This is a genomic window from Kribbella alba (genome assembly GCF_039529635.1).
In the GTDB taxonomy this organism is placed as follows: domain Bacteria; phylum Actinomycetota; class Actinomycetes; order Propionibacteriales; family Kribbellaceae; genus Kribbella; species Kribbella alba.
Map to the genome: position 1 here is coordinate 1,061,579 of NZ_BAAANE010000007.1, position 22,781 is coordinate 1,084,359.

Genomic DNA, 22,781 nt, shown 5'->3' on the forward strand with positions numbered 1-22,781 from the left:
CCAGTTGCGACCGAATCGCAACAAGCCGTCTCACAGAGCCTTGAGCGCATCCCCGATCGCGCGGTGGAAGGTCGGGTATGCGTAGATCATCTGTTGCAGAGAGTGAACCGGAACCGCCGCGTGAACAGCCACCGCCAGCGCGCCGAGCACCTCGCCGCCGGTCGGTCCGGAACTCGTCGCGCCGACCAGTACGCCGCGTTCGTTGTCCACGACAAGCTTGATGAAACCATCGTTGCCGGCCTTGTGGATCCAGCCGCGTGACGACGACGGGATCTGACTGCCGGCGGTCTTCACGTCGAGGCCGGCGTCCCTAGCCTGCTTCTCGGTCTGGCCGACCACGCCGATCTCGGGATCGGTGAAAGTGACTCGCGGCATCGCGTGGTAGCCGGCCACCGGCGCGTCCTCGGCGCCGAGGATGTCGAACACCGCCACGTTGGCCTGGTACATCGCCGTGTGCGTGAACGCGCCGACGCCGGTGACGTCACCGATCGCCCAGACACCGACAGCCGCGCGGACGTGCTCGTCGACCGCCACGTGCTTGGCCGACGGGTCGATGCCGACCTTGTCCAGTCCCAGCCTCTCCGTGTCCACACGCCGCCCGGTTGCCACCAGCAACTTCTCGGCGGTCACCGTGTCGCCGTCGTCCAAGGTCACCGTGAAGGCGTTCCCGTCGTGCTGCACAGCCTTGGCGTGGATGCCGATCCGGAAGGTGATGCCGTCCTTCTCCAGCGCCTTCTGAGCCAACTCGCTCGACTCCGGCTCCTCGATCGACAGCACCCGCTCAGCGCCCTCGACCACTGTCACCTCCGCCCCGAACCGCGCGAACACCTGGGCCAACTCCAGTCCGATCGCGCCACCACCGAGCACCAGGATGGACGCCGGCAGCGTGTCCGCCTCGATCGCCTCATGGTTGGTCCAGTACGGCGTACCTGCCAGGCCGTCGATCGGCGGGATCACCGGCACTGTTCCGGTGGCGACGATGATGCCGCGGGAGGCCTCGAACTCGCGGTCGCCGGCCTTGACCCGGCGCGGCCCGGTGATCGTGCCGGCCTCGCGGAGGAAGGTGACGCCCTTCTTCACCAGGCGGTCGACCGCGACCTGGTCGTTCCAGTTGTCCGTGGCTTCCTCACGGATGCGCTTGGCGACCGGGGCCCAGTCGGGCTGGACCGTCGCAGTACCGGCCATGCCGTCCACGCGGCGGGTCTCGGCGATCAGGTTCGCGGCGCGGATCATCATCTTGCTCGGGATGCAGCCCCAGTACGGGCACTCACCACCGACCAGGCGCGGGTCCAGCCCCACGACGTTCAGTCCTGCCTCGGCAAGCCGCCCGGCGGCCTCCTCGCCACCGACGCCCAGTCCGATCACGACCACATCAACCTGTTCAGCCATGCGGCCAATCTCGCAGACCCGACCGCCCCGGCCAAGTCCCGGTCCGGCGCGTCACAGGACCGCAACTGGGTGGTTTCAGCCGCTGTCTGTGCTGGCCCGGGACCAGGAACTCGGCGGGTTCTCCGACGACTGCGCACCAAGGACGACGCGGTCGCCAAGCACGGAACTCCCCCGGCGCCTTCTGCGGATAACCTGTGGCGGGTGCGTCGTGGCTAACGGTAGATTGTGAGATTGCCATTAGATCAGACTTTGGAGGCTCCGGTGTTCGTGATCGCCCATCTCAGTGACCCGCACCTGGACGGCTCGGTGGCCGCGCGGGATCGCCTACGCCGCGTCACGGCGTACCTGCGTGACTTCTCCCGGCCGGTCGACGTCGTTCTGGTGACCGGCGATCTGGCCGATCACGGCTCGGAGTCCGAGTACGCCGAGGTCGCGGCCGAGCTGGCCCTCGAAGTTCCGGTGCTGATGCTGCCGGGCAACCACGACGTGAGCGCTCCACTTCGCATCGGCCTGAAGGAGTACGTCGAGTCGCCGGGCGAAGGTCATCCCGTCCACCAGGTGCGCGACGTCGCCGGGGCACGGTTCGTGCTGCTCGACACCTCGGTGCCGGGCGAGGACCACGGCCTGCTGAGTGCGGAATCCCTCGCCTGGCTGACCGGCGTACTGGCTGAACCTGTGGAGGGGCCGCTGTTCGTGGCGTTCCACCATCCGCCGAACGAGCTGCAACACCCGGTGCTCGACCAGTGGATCCTGCAATCGTCCGAGCCGTTCGCCGAGGCATTGCGGGGACGACCGGTGACGGCGCTGCTCGCGGGTCACGTGCACAACGGACTCGCGACGAGCTTCGCCGGGCTCCCCCTGCTGGTTGCCCCGGGCATCAGGTCCACAGCACCGCTGCCCTTCGAGCCGGCTGCCCGCGATGGACTGGTCGACCTCACTACACCGCCCGGGCTGGCGCTCCACGTCCACGTTGCAGGTCAGCCGCTTGTCACGAATTACCGCTTCCTGACGTCGACCTCTCAATGAGGTAGAACCACCCTCGACCTCGACTTCACCCTCAGGAGGACTACGGCGATGAGCGACGACCTGGTGATCCGGCCCATCGGAAAGGTGGAGTCCACGCTGACCGACAGGGCAGACGCGCCCAGGCAGGGCGATGAGGGAGCCCCCGACGCCTGGCTGGTCTTCGACGAGTCCGTGCGCGAAGGTCTAAGAGACCTGCGCGTCGGCTCCGAAATCCTGCTGATCACCTGGTTCGACCGGGCCCGGCGCGACGAACTGCTGGTTCATCCGCGGGGCGACCTCGCCCGGCCCGAGACCGGCGTCTTCAGCACCCGCTCCCCTGACCGCCCGAACCCGCTCGGCCTGCATCGGATCACCATCCTCGCGATCGACGGCCTCCGCTTCCAGGTCCGCAACCTGGAAGCCCTCGACGGTACGCCCGTCGTCGACCTCAAACCCGTCCTCGGCGACCTGACCGAACGTTGACACCCGGACAAGAGAACGGGGCCCCGGACAACCTGTCCGGGGCCCCGCAGTACCAGAGTGCGGATCAGAAGTTGATCATGTGGCCTTCGAGGCCGTGGAAGGCTTCCTGCAGCGCCTCGCTCAGGGTGGGGTGGGCGTGCACGTTGCGAGCCAGTTCCTTGGTGGTGAGGTCCCACTTCTGCGCCAGGGTGAGCTCGGGCAGCAGCTCGGTGACCTCGGGGCCGATCAGGTGCGCGCCGAGCAGTTCGCCGTACTTGGCGTCGCTGATCACCTTGACGAAACCGTTCGGGTCGGCCAGGCCGTGCGCCTTGCCGTTGGCGGTGAAGGGGAACTTCGCGACCTTGACGTCGAAGCCCTCCAGGCGGGCCTGCTCCTCGGTCCAGCCGAAGCTGGCGATCTGGGGCTGGCAGAACGTCGCCCGCGGGATCATCACGTAGTCGAGTTCCATCGTCTCGGCGCCGGCGATCGTCTCGGCGGCGATCACGCCCTGCGCCTCGGCCGCATGCGCGAGCATCAGCTTCGCGTTCACGTCACCGATGGCGAAGATGTTCGGCACGTTGGTGCGCAGGAAGCCGTCCACGTCGATCGCGCCGCGCTCGGTCAGCCTGACGCCGATCTTGTCCAGGCCGTAGCCGTCGACGCGCGGCTGGAAGCCGATCGCCTGCAGCACCTTGTCGGCCTCGAGCGTCTGCTGGTTGCCGTCCTTGCCGGTGACGGTGACCTTCACCTTGTCGCCGGAGTCGTCGATCGAGTCGACCCGGGTGCCGGTGAGCACGTCGACGCCAAGCTTGCGGTAGGCCTTCGCCAGCTCCTTGGAGACCTCGATGTCCTCCAGCGGGACCATCCGGTCCAGGAACTCGACGATCGTCACCTTCACGCCGTAGTTGGCCAGCACGTAGGCGAACTCGACGCCGATCGCGCCGGCGCCCGCGATGACGATGCTGCCCGGGAGCTCCTCGGTGAGGATCTGCTCCTCGTAGGTGACGACGCGGTCGCTCAGCTGGGTGCCCGGCAGCAACTTGGTGGTCGCGCCGGTGGCGATGATGCAGTTGTCGAAGGTGACGGTCTCGGAGGCTCCGTCGTTCAGGGCGACGTCGAGGGTGTTGGCGTCGACGAACGAACCCCAGCCGTCGAACTCGGTGATGTTGTTCTTCTTCATCAGGAAGTGGACGCCCTTGACCCGGCCGTCCGCGACCTTGCGGCTGCGCTGCACCGCGGTCGGGAAGTCGAAGGTGACCTCGCCGCTGATGCCGAAGGTCTTCGCCTCCGCCCGGAAGATGTGCGCCAGCTCGGCGTTGCGAAGCAGTGCCTTGGACGGGATGCAGCCCACGTTCAGGCAGACACCGCCCCAGTACTTCTTCTCGATGATGGCGGTCTTGAGCCCGAGCTGGGCGGCGCGGATCGCCGCGACGTACCCACCCGGGCCTGCGCCGAGGACAACAACGTCAAAGTGCGAGGCCATGGCCGAAATCCTAGTCGGTCGGCCCACTGCTCCCCGCCACCGCCCGGAGCGTGCTGTGCGGCCGGCCGAATGTCGGGCGGAAGCTGGTGGGCCAGGTCACATTGTGACCAACGGGTCGCATGCGCTGGCTCTTCGTCACGGTCCGTGACAAGCCCTTCCGCGCACGCCGTGTGGCCCTTACGCTAGGCACGCGCGGGGGCGGTCCTCCTTCCGTGCGCGCGTGAGGCGCACTCCAAGAGGACATGGGGGATGGATGCTGGGGAAGAGTCGGAGGCTGCGGCTTGCCGCGCTCGGTGCTCTCGTGGCCGTGCTCGCGCTGCCCTCGTATGCCGCGTACGCCGACGACCCCACTCCGCCGCCACCGGCCTCCGTCACCGACGTCAACCGCTCGCTCGAACAGCTGCGGGCCGAGGCCGCGGCGATCCAGGCGGACGTCGCCAAGGCGACCATCGCCTACACGAACGCACTGACGGCCGCCGCGACCGCGGAAGCCGCCGCCAAGAAGGCAGAGAAGTTCGCCGCCGCCTCGAAGACCAAGTCGGAGGCGGAGCGTCGCCGGCTGGGGCTGCTGACCGCCCAGGCCTACCAGATGGGCATCCCGACAGTCATCGGCACCGAGTCGATGCTGTGGTCGCTCGCGCCGATCGCCGAGAACCTGCAGGAGATCGCCGACCGGCAGACCGCCATCATGCAGCTCGGCAGCACCCAGGTCACGCAGTACCAGACCGCGATGGCAGCGGAGTCGACAGCTGGTACGGCAGCCGACGACGCCAAGACCAAGCGTGCCGCCGCCGACCAAGCAGCTACTACAGCGCGCAGCCTTGGCGAGCAGGTCAAGACGAAGGCAGCGGACGCCTCGATGGCCATGAACGGTCAACTCGCCGATCTGGCCGGTGCCACTCAGCTGTCCACGCAACTGCAGAGCGTCCGCAATCAGCAAGCACTCTCACGCTGGCAGACCTATCTGGCGGAGCTTGCCGCCGCCAAGGTGAAGGCACCGCCCGCCAGCACGATCAAGAACCCGGCGAAGCTGCCCGCGGGCCTCAAGCCTCTCAAGGCGGGCGGGCAACCCGTGGCCGGTGCGGCCTCGGTGGTCGACGGAGGACGGACCGTGCGAGTCCTGCCCGCGGAAACCATCCGTGCGGTCAACCAGGCCTTCACTCTCCTCGGCAAGCCTTACGGCGTTGGCGCGACCGGACCGGACAAGTACGGCTGCCTAGGCGCGGCCCGGGTCGCCTGGCAGCCCTACACAACGCTGCCGAGCCTGATCGGCAAGGTCTACCCGAACTACCAGAAGGTGCCGGCGGCATCAGTCCAGCCCGGCGATCTGCTGGTGATCGGCAGCAAGTCCGTCGGCCTGTTCCACATCGGTATCGCCCTCGACAACGGCGAGATGATCGCCTCGGACGAAGCCAAGGGCTCCGTGGTCGTCACTTCCGTCCCCGACAGCCTGTACGGCGCGCTCCGCCCGACGCTGGGCAGACCCGCCACCGCGCAGGTCGCACCGGCGTCCACCTCCGAAGCGTCCGCGTTCCGCTGCGGCAACACCGCCACGACGGTCGACGTCGGCTCGGGCGCCTGGACCTGGCCGCTGGCCGAAGGCACCTACGAGATCGGTACGCCGTTCGGGCAGGCCGGTCCGATGTGGTCGAGTGGTTTCCACACCGGCCAGGACTTCCCCGCCGCGATCGGGACACCGGTCCGGGCGGTCACCGCCGGCACCGTGCGGGTCGAGCACCCGGCGTGGGCGGGCAACCTGGTCCGGATCGACCACGGCAACGGCCTGGAGACGCTCTACGCGCACCTGAGCTCGATCAACGTGGCCGACGGCGCGCACGTCACCGCCGGTCAGCGGATCGGGGCCGTGGGCACCGAAGGCAACTCGACCGGCCCGCACCTGCACTTCGAGGTGCACCTCGGCGGTGACGCGGTGAACCCGATGCCGTTCCTGGCGACCGGCAGCGCCAGCGTCGGCTGGGGCGGCTACAGCAACGGCATGATCCCGGCATCCAGTCTCTGCGCCATCAGCAATGGCCACATGCTGCGCTGTGACGCGGCGGCGGCGTACCTGCAATTGGCGAGCGCCTACAAGAGCCGCTTCGGCAAGGCGATCTGCATCACCGACTCCTACCGCTCGTACGCTTCGCAGGTCGACCTCTACGGCCGCAAGCCGTCACTCGCAGCCCTGCCGGGTACGTCGAACCACGGCTGGGGCGTTGCCGTCGACCTGTGTGGCGGCATCGAGCGCTTCAACACCACGCAGTACCAGTGGATGGTCTCCAACGCCGGCAACTACGGCTGGGTCCACCCGTCCTGGGCCAGACAGGGCGGCAACCGCGAAGAGCCCTGGCACTGGGAATTCGGCAAACCCGCCCGCGCCTAGACACGGACAACTGCTCAGGGGCAGCGGCCCTCGGACAACGTAGGCTTCAAAGGTGGCCGAGAAAATCAGTCCCGACCGCACGGACGACAACCTCACCCTGGATGCCCAGGACGACCGCTGGGAGTGGCGGCGGAAGATCCGTGCGCACCCGCGCAAGCACCTGATCTACCGGATCGGGGTCGGCGTGCTCGGATGCCTGCTCATCATCGCCGCGCCCCTGACCGGCTGGCTCCCGGGACCGGGTGGGATTCCGCTGTTCATCGCGGGCCTCGCCGTGCTTGCCAGTGAGTTCGAGTGGGCGCAGCGGCTGCTGCAGCGCGTCAAGGGCTGGGTGAAGGACTTCACTACCTGGACCGGGAGGCAGCCGGCCTGGCTCAAGACGCTCGGCACGCTGGCGATCTTCCTCTGTGTCGTGGGGGCGACCTGGCTGTACATGGCCGTCCTCGGCGTACCGGGCTGGCTGCCCGACACCTGGGAGTCGTTCCTGCTGGATCTGCCGCTGCTCGGTTGACCCCAGGTTGTGCTGACGGCGTCTCCTCACCAACCGACGGACGAACCCGATGTGATGAAGCGAGTGCGATAGCTCGAGGCACTCAAACCGTAGTGCGACTTGAAACGACGGGCGAAGTAGTTCTGGTCGGGCCAACCGACCGCCTCGCCGATCTTGCTGATCGGCTGGTCGGTGTGCAGGAGCTGGTCGGCCGCCAGCTCGACGCGGTGGCGGGACAGATAGGCCATCGGTGGCAGACCCGTCGCCGCCTTGAAGAGCCGGACGAGATAGCCGGGCGCCAGGTGCAGCTCACAGGCCAGCTCGGTCAGCGTCCATTGGTGGGCCGGCCTCGCCTCCATCATCCGCATCGCGTAGAGCACGGCCGGATGCGCCTGCCCGTCGTCACCTACCGCATCACCTTCCGCCGCGGCGCGGGCCAGGCGACTGAGGAACAACGACAACCAGCCGACGATCTCACCGCGATGCTGGTTCACCGGGCGATCCCTGAGTTCCTCGAGGCCCTCGAGGTGACGGGTGCACTCGGCCAGAGCGCCCGCATCGAGGTGGGTGGTGAGGATGCCGCGCCGTTGCTTCGAGAAGGGCCCGGTCCAGAGCAGATGCCCCAGCAGCGGATCCTCCCGGGTCCAGGCGAGCTCGCGTTGCATCAGGTCGGCGGAGAAGCAGCAGTTGTAGACGTCCAGGTCGCGGCAGTCCTCGTACCCGTGCCAGACCCCCGGTCGCAGCAGCACCACGTCGCCGCTCACGAGTTCCTGACGACCGGCGAGGCTGGTGTGCAGGCCCTCTCCGCCGGTCACCACGGCCACCTCGAAGAAGCTGTGCGTGTGCACCGGATGGAAGCCCTGGTGGACATGGTGCCCGGCGAACGCCAGCACCCCCTCGACGAAGTAGAGCAGTGAGTTCCGGGCGTTCTCGACGGGCTCGTCCATACCGCAAGATACGAGCCGAAGTGCATTTTGTGCTACCTCCGGTGCACTGCGGGCTATGCCCTGACCAGCACCGGCCCCAAGATCGGGGACAGGCGAAATCTTCCCGCCACCAATCCTTAACAGAACAGAGTCCGTCCATCGGGCCAGCCGATGAATCGTTTCAGGTTTGGAGTCCCATGCCGCTTTCAGCACCCGTGAACCTCCGCTTCGAACACCGCACCGACACCGGCCCCGTGCTGGGGATCGGCACCGGAACACCTCGTCTGTCCTGGCAGGTGCCGAGTGCCGACGCCGACTACACCCAGTCGGCCTACGAGATCGAGATCGTCCGTCCCGACGCGTCGCCGGAAGTGCACACGGTCGAGTCCAACGAGCAGGTGCTGGTGCCCTGGCCCGGTACGCCGTTGGCGGCGCGCGAGTCGGTCGGGATTCGGGTCCGTGTCCGTGATGGCGACGACTGGAGCGAGTGGAGCACGCCGGCCGTCGTCGAGGCCGGACTGTTGAGCCCCGATGACTGGACCGCCGGCTTCGTCAGCCCGCGCGAGATCGGCGAGCACGGTTCGCCCGCGCCGGTTCTCAGCGGCGTCGTCGAGCTGCCCTCCGGTGTTGTCAGTGCTCGCCTCTACGCCACCGCGCACGGCGTCTACATCCCGTCGCTCAACGGCCGGCGGGTCGGCGATGAGCAACTCGCTCCGGGGTGGACGGCCTACCAGCAACGGCTGCGCTACCAGACGTACGACGTGACGGAGCTCGTTCAGGCCGGCGAGAATCGCTTGGAGTTCCTCGTCGGCAACGGCTGGTACCGCGGCCGGCTCGGCTTCCACGGAAAGCATGGCCTGTACGGCGAGCGGATCGGCGTCCTGGCACAACTCGAGGCGACAACTGCCGACGGCGTCGTCCACGTGCTGGCCAGCGACGGCAGCTGGACCGCCCGCGAGAGCACGATCTTCGCCGACGACCTGTACGACGGCCAACGCACCGACCTGCGCCACAAACCAGGACCGGCCACGGCTGTCGACATCCTCGATGCCGACCTCGGCGTCCTGGTCGCACCCGACGGGCCACCGGTCCGCGTGACCGACCGGCTGCCGGCCGTCGAGGTGACCAAGTCGCCGACCGGCAAGACGCTGGTCGACTTCGGGCAGAACCTGGTCGGCCGCATCAAGCTGCGAGTCCGCGGTGGCGCCAGCGGCGACGAGGTCGTCCTGCGGCACGCCGAGGTGCTGGAGAACGGTGAGCTGGGGGTCCGGCCGCTGCGCACCGCCAAGGCGACCGACTCGTACGTTCTCGCCGGGCCGGAGGAGGTCACGCTCGAGTCGGAGCTGACGTTCCACGGGTTCCGCTACGCGGAGGTGACCGGCGTCGCCGAGCTTCGGCCGGAGGACATCGAGGCTGTGGTGATCGGCTCCGACCTGCGTCGCACCGGCTGGTTCGAGTCGTCGGACGCGCTGCTCGACCGCTTCCACGAGAACGTCGTCTGGGGAATGCGCGGCAACTTCGTCGACGTGCCGACCGACTGCCCGCAACGCGACGAGCGACTCGGCTGGACCGGCGACATCCAGGTCTTCTCCCCCACCGCGAGCTTCCTGTTCGACTCGGCCGGGTTCCTCACCAACTGGCTGGCCGATCTCGCCGCAGAACAGCAGAAGGACGGCTCCGTGCCGTTCGTCGTACCGGATGTCCTGCGGCAGACCGGCCCGGCCACCGCGGCGTGGGGCGACGCAGCCTCGATCGTGCCGTGGGTGCTCTACGAACGCACCGGCGACCTCGGTCTGCTGGCCCGCCAGTTGCCGAGCATGCGCGCCTGGGTCGACAAGATGGCCCAGTTGGCCGGCGACGACCTGCTGTGGGCGGGTGGCTTCCAGTTCGGCGACTGGCTGGATCCCACCGCGCCGCCGGAGAACCCGTTCCGGGCGAAGGCGGACCCGGACGTCATCGCGACCGCTCACCTCGCGCGGTCGGCGGAGATCGTCGCCAAGGCCGCCGAACTGGTCGGTGATGCCGAACTGGCTCGCGAGTACGCCGACCTGGCCGCCCGGGTTCGGCGGGCCTTCGCGGCGGAGTACGCCACCGAGGGCGGACGGGTGCTGAGCGACGCCGCGACCACCTACGCCCTCGCGCTGCAATGGGCACTGCTGCCCACCGAGGACCAGCGGCGCCGGGCCGGCGAGCGGCTCGCCGACCTCGTCCGCACGTCGGGTTTCCGGATCAGCACCGGCTTCGTCGGTACGCCGCTGATGACCGATGCGCTGGCCGATTCCGGACATCCCGCGCTGGCATACCGGCTTCTACTGCAGACAGGCTGCCCGTCTTGGCTGTACGCAGTGACCATGGGTGCGACGACAGTGTGGGAACGCTGGGACAGCATGCTGCCCGACGGCAGCATCAATCCTGGCCAAATGACGTCGTTCAACCACTACGCCCTCGGCGCTGTCGCGGACTGGATGCACCGCCGCGTCGCAGGCCTCGCTCCGGGTGATGCCGGCTACCGCACGATCGTTGTACGGCCACTGTTCACGCAGCGACTGACCAGCGCGTCCGCCAAGCACTTGACGCCGTACGGCGAGGCAGCCGTCTCGTGGAGCCGGTCGAACGGCCAGGTGCGGCTGACTGTGACCGTGCCGGTCGGTTCGCATGCCCAGGTCGAGGTGCCTGGACAGAGCACACCCCTCGAGGTCGGTCACGGAACACACGAATGGACGGCGGACGACCCGTCTGCCGACACGCCGCGACTGCCGGCCGATGCCACCATCCGGCAACTGATGGACCACGAGGCCACCTGGGACGCGATCAGCACCGCGGCCCGGGAGACCGAGGTCGTCAGCGACGACGCCGAGCTTGCCGCCCGGCTGGAGCGCTCCCTAGACCTTCCGGCGAACCAGCTGGTCGAAGCCATCAGCCCACGCGGCTTCTCCCCCAGCGCCGAGGCACTGCAAGCCACGCTCGACAAGCTGCTCGAGCCCTGATCAACCCCCGATGAACATCCCCTTGGAGGTCACGATGACGTTCCGCCCACGCTCGAGAGGACTGGTCGCCTTCACGGCGGCCTGCACACTCGCCCTGACCGCGTGCAGCGCGGGCAGCCTCGGTTCCAGCGACAAGGCCAGCGCGGGCTCCGTTGCGATCACCTACCTGATCGGGAACCAGGAGCAGGACCTGAAGGAGGCCAAACAGCTCACCAAGGACTTCACCGCCAAGAACCCCGGCATCACCATCAAGTTGGACACCCGGCCGGCCGGGACCGAGGGCGACAACATCGTCAAGACCCGGCTGTCCACCGGCGACATGGCGGACGTGTTCACCTACAACACGGGCTCGCTGTTCCAGGCGATCGCGCCGCAGAAGAACCTCGTCCCGATCAGCGACCAGCCCTACATCGGCGACCTGGACGACAACTTCAAGAAGACGGTGACGGCCGCCGATCAGGTCTACGGGGTGCCGTCCGGTGGCTTCATGGGTGGCGCGGTCCTCTACAGCATCCCGGTCTACACCAAGCTCGGGCTCAAGGTGCCGACGACGTGGGCCGAATTCATGGCGAACAACGCCAAGATCAAGGCAGCCGGCATCGCGCCGGTGATCCAGACCTACGGCGAGACCTGGACGTCGCAGCTGTTCGTCCTAGGTGACTTCCACAACGTGGCGGCCGCCGAGCCCGACTTCGCCGACAAGTACACCAAGAACCAGGCGAAGTACGCGACCTCGCCGGCTGCCGTCAAGGGCTTCGAGCACACCCAGCAGGTGCATGACGCCGGGTACGAGAACAAGGACTTCGCCTCGGCCAAGGTGCCGGACGGGCTCCGGATGCTTGCCCAGGGCAAGGGTGCGCACTACCCGATCCTGTCCGGTGTGGTCGCCGACATGGTCGCCACCTACCCCAACGCGGCCAAGGACGTCGGCCTCTTCGCGCTCCCGGGTGACGACGCGGCCAAGAACGGGCTGACCGTGTGGACGCCGGGCGGCGTCTACATCCCGACCACGACGACCGGCGACAGGTTGGACGCGGCCAAGAAGTTCCTGGCCTTCATCGCCAGCCCCGACGGCTGCAAGTCCCTCGCCGCCGCGGCCGCCCCCACCGGCCCGTACGCCGTCAAGGGTTGCGCATTGCCGGCGGACGTACCGGAGGCGATCAAGGACATGCAGCCCTACCTTGACAAGCCGGGCGCATCCAGCCTGGCACTGGAGTTCGTGTCGCCGGTCAAGGGCCCGTCGCTGGAGCAGATCACCGTCGAGGTGGGCTCCGGCATCCGCAAGGCCAAGGACGGCGCCGCCCGATACGACGAGGACGTCAAGAAGCAGGCCCAGCAGCTCGGGTTGGCGGGTTGGTGAGGTCGGTGACCATCACCTCGATCCGCACTCGCTCACGCACCGACACGCCCGCAGCCGCACCCGCGACCGGGGGCAAGGTCTACACGCCGTACTCGAACTGGTTCTACCTGCCGTCCGCCATCATCTACGGCGTGCTGTTCGTCATCCCGACCTTCGCCTCGCTCTACTTCAGCCTGACTCGGTGGAGCCTGTTCGAGTCGAAGTTCATCGGGCTGGACAACTTCAAGCTGTTCTTCCAGGAGCCCCAGCTGGTCAAGGGCTTCACCAACACGCTGATCTTCGCCGTGCTGACGTCCTCGTCAAAGGTCGTCCTCGGGCTGCTGCTGGCGGTCCTGCTGACGTCGCGGATCATCGGCCGCGGCTACCTGCGGTCCGTGGTCTTCTTCCCGGTGCTGGTCAGCACCATCGGCGTCGGTCTCACCTTCACAGTGCTGATGAACCCCGAACGCGGCCTGATCAACGGAGCGCTGGGGGTGATCGGCATCAACGGGCCAGGCTGGCTGACCGACCCGAAGTACGCGCTGCTGTCGGTTGCGCTGGTCGACGTGTGGAAGGGCGTCGGGCTGGCCACCCTGATCTACATCGCCGGCATCGTGTCGATCCCGCGCGAGTACATGGAGGCTGCCCGGGTCGACGGGGCCGGTTCGTGGGAGACCTTCCGGCGGATCGTGTTGCCGCTGTCCCGTCCGGCCACCGTCACGGTGATCATCCTGTCGCTGATCGGCGGACTGCGGTCGTTCGACCTGATCTGGGCGATGACGCGCGGCGGTCCGGGATTCACCTCGGACGTGATCGCCTCGGTCATCTACAAGCAGTACCAGGCCGGCTTCTACGGCCTCTCGACCGCGGGCAACGTGGTGCTGTTCGTCGTGGTCACCGCGATCGTGCTGCCGCTGTCGTGGTTCCTCAACCGTAAGGAGGTGGACATGTGAGCACCGCCGAACTGGTCAACCACAAGCCGGGCCGCAACTACCTGCTCAGTGCGGTCGCGATCGTCGCCTCGATCGTCGTGTTCGTCATCCCGTTCGCGTTCATCGTGCTGACCGCCGTGAAGGACCGGCAGCAGGCGTCCTTGCTGGACTTCTCCTGGCCGCACCAGTTCCAGTTCGTCCGGAACTTCGTCGAGGTGATCGAGGCCCGCGACTACATGCTGGTGATCGCCTTCATCAACAGCACGATCCTGACGGTGGCCAGCGTGACCGGCATGGTGGTGCTGGCGGCGATGGCGGGCTTCGTCCTGCAGCGGCGCAAGAGTCGATGGAACCCCTTCATCAACTTCCTGGTGCTGTCCGGCCTGATCATCCCGCCGGCCGTCGTCCCGACGATCTGGGTGCTGCAGGGGCTCCATCTGTTCCGCACCATGGGAGGGCTGATCCTGATCGAGATCGCGTTCGGGCTGTCGTTCTGCGTGCTGTTGTTCCGGGCCTTCGTCGCCACCATTCCCCGCGAGCTCGACGAGGCGGCGATCATCGACGGCGCCGGTCCGCTGCGGCTGTTCTTCCGCGTGATCTTCCCGCTGCTGAGATCGGTGATCGTGACGGTCGTCGTGGTTCAGTCGGTGAGCGTGTTCAACGACTTCGTGAACCCGCTCTACTTCCTGCCCGGCGACCAGAACGCGACCGTTCAGCTGACGCTGTTCAACTTCTCCAGCCAGTTCAGCACCCAGTACAACCTGCTGTTCATGAACATCCTGCTGATCACCATCCCCCCGCTGGTGATGTACCTCTTCTTCAACCGCCAGATCGTCGCCGGCATGACCTCGGGCGCCGTGAAGGGCTGAGATCCTCAGTCGGCTACCGCGGTGATGGCCCGGAGCTCGTCGCCGGTCAGTTCGATGGACTCGGCGGCGAGGTTCTCCCGGACGTGCTCGACCACGCCGGTCTTCTCGGCCGCGTCGAACAGGTCCTGACCGGTCCGCATAGTCACGTTGTAGTGCGCGGTCACGGCGGCGATCTCGACGATCTGCTGCGCCTGGCGGAACTGCTCGAGAGTGACGTTCGACAGCCCGATGTGCTTGATCAGGCCCTGTTCGCGAAGCTCTGCCAGCGTGCCGACCTGCTCCTGGAACGGCACATCGGTCGCGCGGCCGCTGTGCAGGTAGTACAGATCGAGCTGGTCGACGCCGAGCCGCCGCGCGCTCAGGTGCGCGCTCTGCTTGAGGTAGTTGGTGTTGCCGACGGCACCCAGCGTCGAGTAGTCGAAACCGCCCCGCACGAAGCCGCCCTTGGTCGCGATCACCAAACCCTCGGGGTACGGGTGGAGCGCGTCGTGAATGAGGATCTCGTTCGTGTGCGGCCCGTAGACGTCCGCGGTGTCGATGAAGGTCACCCCGGCGTCCACGATCGCGCGCAGCAGCTCGATGCCGCCCTCACGGTCCGGGTACTCGCCCCACACCTGCTTGCCGGTCAGCTGCATCGCACCGTAGCCGACTCTGTTCACCACCAGGTCCGCACCAATGGTGACCGTGTCCTGTGTCATGGCGACCTCTTCCGTTCCGCACCGATGACCCGCTAACCGGAGCCGCCTCCACATTAGCGGAGTCGGCTCCGGTTGTGCAATCGCCTACAAGCCGGCGGGACTACAGGTCCGCGTAGTACCGCTCGACCGCGTCGAAGTCGACGGAGCTGTCCGGCTTCATCCCGAGCGCGTCGTAGTGCTTACGCCGCGCCCGCATGTCGGCCAGCAGGATCGCCCTGGCGTGTACGGCGACCTCCTCAGCGACCTCTCCCGGTACGACGATCACGCCGTCGTCGTCACAGCCGACCATGTCCCCGGGGCTCACCTGGGTACCGCCGCAGGCGATGGTGGTCTGGGTCTCGACCACCTTGATCCGGCCGGGGATGATCGTGCGCCCCCGCGCCTTCGAACAGATCGGCGTGCGCTGCGCGGTGATCTCCGCGGTGTCGCGGCAGTACCCGTCGGTGACGATGCCGGCGGCACCGTTCTTGATCGCGCCCATGCCGTTCTCCGAGCCCCAGAAGCCGACCTCCTTGCCACCGCCGGCGTCCATCACCACGACGTGGCCGGGCGGCAGGTCGCCGGGCAGCTTCACGTTGCCGGTCTCCTCGAACCAGATCCGGTGCGCCTCGACGATGTCCTGGGTGCTGTCGAGCCTCCACATCGGCCGGTTCGACGGGACCGCCCGGATGGTGGCGGCCTGGCCCCAGAACTTCATCCCGAGCCACAGCGGCCGCACGTCCGGCGACATCAGCCCGATGTCGAAGTACCCGATGCCGTCGAGCGCGTCGGCCACGTCCACCACCCGCAGGTGCCGGTACAAGCTGGACAGGTCGTTCGCCTTCGCAGTTTCGGTGACAGTCATCAACAGACCTTTCAGTTGATCCGGTAGTAGTGCGCGGCGGTGCCTCCGAGCACCGCCGCGAGTTCGTTCGGGTCGTCGAGCACGCGCTCGACGGCACCCCGCAGGCTGTTCCACGCCTGCTGGTAGTCCGCCCGCAGCAACACCACGGGCCAGTTGCCGGCGAGCATCAGTCGCTCCGCGCCGAAGCACTCGACGGCCCAGCGCAGGTAGCGATCGAGGTCGGCCGGCCATTCAGGCAACGCCGTCAGCAGATCGATCCCGAGCGACACCTTCACCGCCAACCGAGGACACTGCGACAACTGCTTGAGCTGCCCGGCCCACGGCTCCCAGCCGTCCGTGTCGATCGGCGGCCGACCGAGATGATCGACAACGATCCGCAGGTCCGGTACGGCGTGCGCCAGCGCCGTGACCGCCGCCGTTTGTGCCGCGGTGACCGGTACGACGTCCCAGCTCAATCCCGCGTCGGCGAGTTCCTTGAACAGCTCGATCGAGTCCGGCTTGGTGAGCCAGTCCAGGGGATCCCGCCCGATCAGGCAGCGAACGCCTCGCAGGTAGGGATTCCTCGACCGCTCGAGCTCGGCCCGGGCCGCGGCCGGATCCGAGAGCGGCAGCCAGCCGACGACTGCATGAACGAAAGATGCCTCGACCGCATAGGCCTTCAGCCGATCATTCTCGAGCGGCTCGTCAACGGACTGGATCAACACCGTCCCGTCGACACCGGCCGCGGCCAGCTCGGGACGCAGGTCGCCCGGGGTGTAGTCCCGCGCGATCGCGCCATGCCGGTCGTCCCGCCACGGCTGGTCCTGCGCAGCCACCCGCCAGAAATGATGATGTGCATCGATGACCGGCATCTCAACGTCCTTCCCACTCGATCGCCCGGTGCGCCAGGAAGGCCGCGACCCCGGCCCGGAAATCCCGGCTGCCATACACCTCGGCCAGTACGTCGTCGGCGTCAGCGCCCGGGCCGCCGTGCACGATCCGCCGCTCGACCTCCTTCAGAGCGGCCAGGGTGAGCGGCGCGTTCGCGCAGATCGTCTGCAGCAGCCCCTCGACCTGCTCGTCCAGCGCCGCGGGATCGACGATCTCGCTGACGAATCCCGCCACGGCCGCTTCCGTTGCCGGAAGCAACCGAGCCGTCAGCAGCATCGCCATCGTCCGGCCGGCTCCCAGTCGCTGCTGCAGTCTGGCCAGCACCACCGGCGGCAACGTGTTCCCCAGCGTCCTGGCCACAGGAGCACCGAACACCGCATCGGGTGTGGCAACCACCAGGTCACAGCAGGCCGCGATCGCCAGACCGGCCCCGACCGCCGGGCCCTCGACCACGGCGACCACCGGCACCCGGATCTCCAGCAGGCTGGCCACCACCTCCCCGACACGGTGCTCGTACTCGACTCCTTGCTCGCCGGTCTCGAAGTCCGCGAACTGCCGGATGTCGGTGCCGGCGGCAAACGCCTCACCACCCGCGCCGCGAACGACAACCACCCGGATCCCGGGGTCCGCGGCAACGATCTCCCGTACGCCGAGCAGCCCGTCGTACATGGCCCAGGTGATGGCGTTGCGCCGGCCGGGGTTCGACAACCACAGCCGCAGGATCTGGCCGTCCCGCTCGACCGTCAGTTCGGCTGGGCTCACGACGTCCTCTCCGCGAGCACCTCGTCCGTGTGCTCGCCGAGCAGCGGTGGATGTCGCCGCAGCCGCGCGGGCGTCCCGCTCATCCGCACCGGCGAGCCGAGCACCCGGACCCGGCCCTCGACCGGATGGTCGATCTCCTGCACCATCCCGCGCGCCCGGACGTGTGGATCCTCGTCGAGCACCTGTCGGTAGTCCTGGATCGGGCCGGCCGGTACGCCGGCGTCGAGCAGCAGGGTGACCCAGTCCTCGGTGGTCGCGGAGGCCAGCCGCTCCTCCAGCTCGGCGGCCAGCTCGTCGCGATGAGCCATCCGGTCCGTGTTGGTGATGAACCGTGGATCGACCAGCAGGTGCGGCACCTCCAGAGCCGTGCACAGTCGTTGCCAGAGGCGCTCGTTGTTCGCCCCGAGCGTCAGGTACCCGTCCTTCGTCCGCAGGGCCTGGTAGGGCGCGGACATTCGGTTGGCCGAGCCGAGCGCTTGCGGCACCTGGCCGGTCGCCCAGTACTCCGTGGACTCCCAGACCGACATCGCCAGCGCCGACTCGAACAACGACGTCTCCACGTGCTGGCCCTGCCCGTTCCGGTCCCGCGCATGCACGGCCGCGACGATTCCGAAGGCGCAGAACATGCCCGCGCCGAGATCCCCCACCGGCAGCCCACACTTCACCGGCACCCCGTCCGGCGTACCGGTGATGCTCATGACGCCGGACATCGCCTGGGCGATCAGGTCGTACCCGGGCCGATCGGCGTACGGGCCGGTCTGGCCGAAGCCGGACACGCTGGCGTAGATCAGCCGGGGATTGAGGGCGGCGAGGGTCTCGTAGTCGACGCCGAGGCGTTTGGTGACGCCGGGGCGGAAGTTCTCGACCACGATGTCCGCTGACTGCACCAGCCGGTGGAACGCGGCCAGGTCAGCGGCCGACTTGAGGTCCAGGCAGACGCTGCGCTTGTTCCGGTTGAGAGCGAGGAAGGCGCGGCTGTCCTCGCCGGTCACCGCGTAGCCCCAGGACCGGCGGGTCTGGTCGCCGGCCGCCGGGTTCTCGATCTTGATCACGTCGGCACCGAGATCGGCCAGCAGCATCGTGCAGAACGGCCCGGCCATCACCTGGGTCAGATCCAGCACCCGCAGGCCCTCCAGAGCACCTTCGGGAACACCTGCGTCAGGCCCATGTGATTCAGGCGCCACGTCAGCCACCCAGTCCCGCGTTCGCCTCGGTGAAGAACGAGTCGGCCGCCTGCTGCACGGTCTTCTTGCCGAACGCGACCTCCTCGTAGGCCCGTGTGTACGCCGATTCGAAGGTCGCCTGGTAGCCCGGCGGGTAGAGGATCGTCGGGGGCTTTTTCGCCACGATCTGGGCGTAGAGCTCCAGTTCGTGCTTCTTCAGGGCGGGCAGCGCCGGGTCCTTGATCTGTGCGTCCAGCACCTTGGTGTTGGTGGCCGCGCCGTTGTCGGACTTGAACACCTTGCCGGCTTCGAGATCGTTGGTGAAGAAGTCGATGAACGCTGCCGCGGTCGGCACGTTGTCGCAGTTCGTCGGGATCGCGAAGCCGGAGGTGAACATCGCGTTGCCCGAGCCGCTCGGCCCGGACGGCATCGGCAGCGTGGTCAGCTTCTGGCCGCCACCCTTGGTCGCCAGCGTCGCCGACGCCGGGGTCAGCGCGTTGCCGGGAATGCTGTCGGTCATCAGCTTGCCCTGCGCGATGAAGCCCTGCTCGGCACCTTCCGGCTCGTCCGCCTGGGTGTCGGCGCTCATCGTGACGCCTGCCTTGCGCAGGTTCTCCCACATGGTCCAGTACTCGACCAAGGTCTCCTTGGTGAACCCGAGCTTGCCGTCGTCGGTGAACAGTTGCTTGCCGTTGGCAAGGTTGTAGGCGATGAAGTAGTTCGGCAGCCCGCCGCGCGAGCCGGCCGCGAAGGTGCCTGCCGGGAGCTTCGCCTTCGCCCGGGTCATCCAGTCCGTGTACTGCTTCCAGTCGTAGCCGTCGGGCGGCAGGCCGACACCGGCCTGCTCCGCGAGGCTCGCGTTCACCCCGACCGCGTCGTACGCGGCGCCGTACGGGAGGAAGTACAGCTTGCCGTCGGGGCCTCGGCCAGTGTCGACAACGGACTTCGGTATGTCGTCGACCTTGATGGCGCCCGACTCGATCATCGGGTCGAGCGGCAGCAGCACCTTGCGCTTGGTGTAGTCGTTCAGCTGTCTGCCCTGCAACTGCATCACACAAGGCAGGGTCTTGCTGGAGGCCTGGATGTTCAGCTTGTTGAAGTAGTTCCCGAAGTCCGCGTTCTGGCGGTCGATGGTGATGCCGGGGTGGGCCTTGACGAACATGTCCGCGACGGCGTTGGTCTTGGCTGCGCGGTTCGCGCCGCCCCAGAAGGTCAGCTGAAGGCTGCCTTTCACTTCCCCCTTGCCGTCCTGCGCGGCGACACCGTCGGTGGCGCCGCTGCCGGTCACCGAGGTGCCGTTGCATCCGGCAACCACCAGCAGTGCCGCGCACGCCAGGGCCGCCGTACCGAGTCGTTTCATCGTAGTCTCCTGATCACTTGAGGCCGGTGGTCGCGACGCCTTCGATGAGCAGCTTCTGAGCGCCCAGGAAGAACCCCACGATCGGCGCGAGGGCGAGGGTGGACATGGCGAACAGCGAGCCGTAGGCCGACTCCCCGGTCACGTCCAGGAACGAGTTCAGGCCAAGTGAGACGGTCCACAGCTCCGGCCGGTTCAGATAAAGCAGCGGTCCGAGGAAGTCGTTCCAGCTGGCGATGAAGGTGAACAACGCGGTGGTGCCGATGGCCGGCAGCGCCAGCGGCATGATGATCCGGCTGAACGTCCGCCAGTGACCGCAGCCGTCGATCCGGGCCGCGTCGTCGAGCTCTCGCGGCAGCGTCCGGATGAACTGCACCATCAAGAAGATGAAGAAGGCCTCGACGCCCAGCCACTTCGGCACCACCAGCGGCAAATAGGTGTTCATCCAGGCCAGCTGGTTGAACAGGATGTACTGCGGGACCAGGGTGACGTGGTACGGCAGCAGCATCGTTGCCAGCAGCAACCCGAACAGCACCCGCTTGAACGGGAACTCCAGCCGCGCGAACGCGTAGGCGGTCAGCGAGCAGGAGAACAGGTTGCCCGCGATCGAAAGCGCGGTGATCGCTATCGAGTTGAGGAAGTAGCGGGAGAAGTTCAGCTGCCCCGCACTCCAGCCGTGCTTGTAGTTGTCCAGCGTGTAGTTCTTCGAGAACAGGCCGAGACTGTTCATCACCTCGGCCGACGGCCGAAACGAAGCCGCCACCATCCACACGACCGGATAGAGCATCACGATCAGTACTGCGATCAGCACGGCGTGCCGGAGCAGTCCGATGACGAAGGGGTTGCGGGTCCGGCGCCGGCCGAACAGCGGGCGGGTGATCGACACGGTCGTCATCGTTCGTCTCCGTAGTAGACCCAGCGCCGGGCAGTCAGGAAGAGGAAGCCGGTGAAGGCGGCCAGGACGATCACGAGCGCCCAGGCCATCGCCGACGCGTAGCCCATCCGTAGCTCGGCGAAGCCCTGCTGATACAGGTAGAGCGTGTAGAACAAGGTCGAGTCGGCGGGTCCACCCGAGCCGCGGCTGACCACGAAGGCACCGGTGAACGCCTGGAACGCGTGGATCGTGTCGAGCAGCAGGTTGAAGAAGATCAGTGGTGTCATCAACGGCAGCGTGACGCTGAAGAACCTCCTGATCGGCCCGGCTCCGTCGACCGCTGCCGCTTCGTGAAGCTCCGCAGGGACCTGCCGGAGTCCGGCCAGGAAGATGATCATGGTCGCGCCGAACGCCCAGAGGTTCAGCGTGACGATCGTCCACAGCGCGGTGCCTGGACTCCCGACCCAGCTGCCGTGGGAGATCCCGAACAAGCTGAGCACCTGATTCACCAGGCCGGTGCTGCCGAAGATCTGCCGCCAGAGCACCGCGATCGCGACGCTCGCCCCCATCAGCGAGGGCAGGTAGAACAGCGCCCGATAGCCGGAGAGGAACTTGATTCCCTTGTTCAGCAGCAGCGCCAGCACCATCGAGACGATCAACAGCAACGGCACGGACACCGCGACGTACACGAGGGTGACCTTGACGGACGAGATGTACCGCGGGTCCGCGGTGAACATCCGCTTGAAGTTGTCCAGGCCGATCCACCGCGGCGCGCTGAGCAGGTCATAGTTGGTGAACGCGAGATAGGCGGAGTACAGCATCGGGCCGATGGTCAGCAGCACCATCCCGGCCAGCCACGGGCTCAGGAACAGATAGGCCGTCAGGCCCTCGCGGCCGGTGCGGGAACTCTTCCCCGCAAGGCCCGTCCGGCCGGTCCGGGAGATCTTTTCCGCCAGCCCCACTCGCCGGGTGCGGGAGCTCTTCATGAGCCTGCTCCCTTGTGCGCGTGGTCCTCGACCTTGCCGGCCAGATGCTGCGCGAGCAGACCCGCGACCGGTAACGGGAGAGCGCGATCTCGTGCCGCTGCGACGATGTCCCAGAGGTCCTTGCTCCACGGGCGGTCCCGGACCGGTGTGCCGGCGCTGTCATAGGCGGCCGCGACGTCGTCGAAGAATCCCCAGTTCCGGGTGATCCACGACTCGCCCGTGCTCGTCGACACCGCGTCGAGCACCATCCGCTCAGGCACGTCGTACGCCCCGGCCAACTCCAGCGCTTCCTGTACTCCGGCCAGCGCGGCGAACATCATCAACTGGTTCGCGAGCTTCACCGCCGCGCCGGCGCCGGCCGGTCCGGCATGGATCACCTCGCCGGCGACGGAGTCGAGCACAGGCCTGACCCGTTCCAGCACGTCCGCCCGACCACCGGCCATCACGGTCAGAGAACCAGTGAGCGCTCTCTCCGCTCCCCCGCTGACGGGTACGTCGAGCAACCCGAGCCCGGCTCGTTCCGCCTGCTGGGCAAGGCGTTTCGCCGTGCCCGGCAGGATCGTGCTGTGGATCAGGACGACTGATCCCGCCGCCAGGAGCGGGACCAGTTCACCGAGAATCTCGCTGACTGCGTCGTCGTCGGGCACCGCCAGCGCGATGACACCGCAGTCCGCCAGCTGAGCCGGACCATCGACGACTCGGATCCCTTCGAGCTCCGACGCCCGGGCGGGATCCCGGTCGTGAACCGCGATCGACCAGCCGTCGCGCTGCAGAGCCCGCACCATCGGCTTGCCGAGATTGCCCAGCCCGACGAAGCCCAGGCGGGTCGTTTCTGACGTGATTTCTTGGGCCACGGAACGCCTCCAGTTCACCCGGCCGCTGTCTATGAACTATTGTCTACAATAGATAGTCGACGCTGACAAGATCGGCGGCGACAATTGGTCGGGTCGGGTCGGGCTAGC

General features: G+C 67.5%; 20 protein-coding genes. 8 read left to right on the top strand and 12 right to left on the bottom strand.

Features of this window, described 5'->3' with window-relative positions; all coding sequences use genetic code 11:
- Nucleotides 1-30: 30 nt before the first annotated feature.
- Nucleotides 31-1,389 carry a dihydrolipoyl dehydrogenase family protein gene (locus ABD210_RS22875; protein ID WP_344114009.1) on the bottom strand — a complete coding sequence of 453 codons (1,359 nt, stop codon included), beginning with the start codon at nucleotides 1,387-1,389 and terminating at the stop codon, nucleotides 31-33.
- A gap of 231 nt (nucleotides 1,390-1,620) precedes the next feature.
- On the opposite strand from ABD210_RS22875, the gene ABD210_RS22880 reads away from it, so the two are divergent.
- Nucleotides 1,621-2,415, top strand: a complete 795-nt coding sequence (locus ABD210_RS22880; protein ID WP_344114010.1) for a metallophosphoesterase — start codon at nucleotides 1,621-1,623, stop codon at nucleotides 2,413-2,415.
- Between the two features lie 48 nt (nucleotides 2,416-2,463).
- A complete protein-coding gene (gene tsaA, locus ABD210_RS22885; protein ID WP_344114011.1) occupies nucleotides 2,464-2,877 on the top strand; it encodes a tRNA (N6-threonylcarbamoyladenosine(37)-N6)-methyltransferase TrmO in 414 nt (137 codons plus the stop codon).
- Nucleotides 2,878-2,941: 64 nt separating this feature from the next.
- On the opposite strand, the gene lpdA is transcribed toward tsaA, so the two are convergent.
- The gene (lpdA, locus tag ABD210_RS22890; RefSeq protein ID WP_344114014.1) at nucleotides 2,942-4,339 is read right to left on the bottom strand and encodes a dihydrolipoyl dehydrogenase; all 1,398 of its coding nucleotides are present in this window, start codon (nucleotides 4,337-4,339) and stop codon (nucleotides 2,942-2,944) included.
- 253 nt (nucleotides 4,340-4,592) lie between these two features.
- On the opposite strand from lpdA, the gene ABD210_RS22895 reads away from it, so the two are divergent.
- Together ABD210_RS22895 and ABD210_RS22900 are read left to right on the top strand one after the other, a co-directional pair.
- Nucleotides 4,593-6,722 carry a peptidoglycan DD-metalloendopeptidase family protein gene (locus ABD210_RS22895; protein WP_344114016.1) on the top strand — a complete coding sequence of 710 codons (2,130 nt, stop codon included), beginning with the start codon at nucleotides 4,593-4,595 and terminating at the stop codon, nucleotides 6,720-6,722.
- Nucleotides 6,723-6,774: 52 nt separating this feature from the next.
- Nucleotides 6,775-7,233 (top strand): PGPGW domain-containing protein, encoded by a 459-nt coding sequence (locus tag ABD210_RS22900; RefSeq protein ID WP_344114017.1) that lies wholly within the window; start codon nucleotides 6,775-6,777, stop codon nucleotides 7,231-7,233.
- Nucleotides 7,234-7,259: 26 nt separating this feature from the next.
- On the opposite strand, the gene ABD210_RS22905 is transcribed toward ABD210_RS22900, so the two are convergent.
- Nucleotides 7,260-8,159, bottom strand: coding sequence for an AraC family transcriptional regulator (locus ABD210_RS22905; protein ID WP_344114018.1), 900 nt, complete (start codon nucleotides 8,157-8,159; stop codon nucleotides 7,260-7,262).
- 176 nt (nucleotides 8,160-8,335) lie between these two features.
- Here ABD210_RS22905 and ABD210_RS22910 point away from each other — a divergent pair, with 176 nt between their 5' ends.
- From ABD210_RS22910 to ABD210_RS22925, 4 genes are read left to right on the top strand one after another with little or no spacing between them, the layout of a single operon-like run.
- Complete coding sequence (locus ABD210_RS22910; RefSeq protein WP_344114019.1) at nucleotides 8,336-11,125, top strand: family 78 glycoside hydrolase catalytic domain; 2,790 nt, start codon at nucleotides 8,336-8,338, stop codon at nucleotides 11,123-11,125.
- Nucleotides 11,126-11,135: 10 nt separating this feature from the next.
- Nucleotides 11,136-12,485: an ABC transporter substrate-binding protein gene (locus ABD210_RS22915; RefSeq protein WP_344114020.1), complete on the top strand. Its 1,350-nt coding sequence runs from the start codon at nucleotides 11,136-11,138 to the stop codon at nucleotides 12,483-12,485.
- 5 nt (nucleotides 12,486-12,490) lie between these two features.
- Complete coding sequence (locus ABD210_RS22920) at nucleotides 12,491-13,417, top strand: carbohydrate ABC transporter permease (RefSeq protein ID WP_344114021.1); 927 nt, start codon at nucleotides 12,491-12,493, stop codon at nucleotides 13,415-13,417.
- Nucleotides 13,414-14,265 carry a carbohydrate ABC transporter permease gene (locus tag ABD210_RS22925; protein WP_344114022.1) on the top strand — a complete coding sequence of 284 codons (852 nt, stop codon included), beginning with the start codon at nucleotides 13,414-13,416 and terminating at the stop codon, nucleotides 14,263-14,265. The genes ABD210_RS22920 and ABD210_RS22925 overlap by 4 nt, the downstream gene beginning before the upstream one ends.
- Before the next feature lie 5 nt (nucleotides 14,266-14,270).
- On the opposite strand, the gene ABD210_RS22930 is transcribed toward ABD210_RS22925, so the two are convergent.
- The 9 genes from ABD210_RS22930 to ABD210_RS22970 form a co-directional block, all read right to left on the bottom strand.
- Nucleotides 14,271-14,963 carry an aldo/keto reductase gene (locus ABD210_RS22930; RefSeq protein WP_344114023.1) on the bottom strand — a complete coding sequence of 231 codons (693 nt, stop codon included), beginning with the start codon at nucleotides 14,961-14,963 and terminating at the stop codon, nucleotides 14,271-14,273.
- Nucleotides 14,964-15,063: 100 nt separating this feature from the next.
- Nucleotides 15,064-15,807, bottom strand: a complete 744-nt coding sequence (locus tag ABD210_RS22935; protein ID WP_344114024.1) for an RraA family protein — start codon at nucleotides 15,805-15,807, stop codon at nucleotides 15,064-15,066.
- An 11-nt stretch (nucleotides 15,808-15,818) separates the two neighbouring features.
- The gene (locus tag ABD210_RS22940; RefSeq protein WP_344114025.1) at nucleotides 15,819-16,658 is read right to left on the bottom strand and encodes an amidohydrolase family protein; all 840 of its coding nucleotides are present in this window, start codon (nucleotides 16,656-16,658) and stop codon (nucleotides 15,819-15,821) included.
- Nucleotide 16,659: 1 nt separating this feature from the next.
- A complete protein-coding gene (locus ABD210_RS22945; RefSeq protein WP_344114026.1) occupies nucleotides 16,660-17,439 on the bottom strand; it encodes an enoyl-CoA hydratase in 780 nt (259 codons plus the stop codon).
- On the bottom strand, nucleotides 17,436-18,623 hold the full coding sequence (locus ABD210_RS22950; protein ID WP_344114028.1) for a CaiB/BaiF CoA transferase family protein: 1,188 nt from the start codon (nucleotides 18,621-18,623) through the stop codon (nucleotides 17,436-17,438). Before ABD210_RS22950 ends, ABD210_RS22945 begins: the two co-directional genes overlap by 4 nt.
- A 1-nt stretch (nucleotide 18,624) precedes the next feature.
- Complete coding sequence (locus tag ABD210_RS22955; RefSeq protein WP_344114029.1) at nucleotides 18,625-19,962, bottom strand: ABC transporter substrate-binding protein; 1,338 nt, start codon at nucleotides 19,960-19,962, stop codon at nucleotides 18,625-18,627.
- A 13-nt stretch (nucleotides 19,963-19,975) separates the two neighbouring features.
- On the bottom strand, nucleotides 19,976-20,854 hold the full coding sequence (locus ABD210_RS22960; protein ID WP_344114030.1) for a carbohydrate ABC transporter permease: 879 nt from the start codon (nucleotides 20,852-20,854) through the stop codon (nucleotides 19,976-19,978).
- Entirely contained in the window at nucleotides 20,851-21,819 is a 969-nt protein-coding gene (locus ABD210_RS22965; protein ID WP_344114031.1) for a carbohydrate ABC transporter permease, read from the bottom strand. Before ABD210_RS22965 ends, ABD210_RS22960 begins: the two co-directional genes overlap by 4 nt.
- Nucleotides 21,816-22,691: an NAD(P)-dependent oxidoreductase gene (locus ABD210_RS22970; RefSeq protein ID WP_344114033.1), complete on the bottom strand. Its 876-nt coding sequence runs from the start codon at nucleotides 22,689-22,691 to the stop codon at nucleotides 21,816-21,818. Before ABD210_RS22970 ends, ABD210_RS22965 begins: the two co-directional genes overlap by 4 nt.
- Nucleotides 22,692-22,781 lie beyond the last annotated feature (90 nt).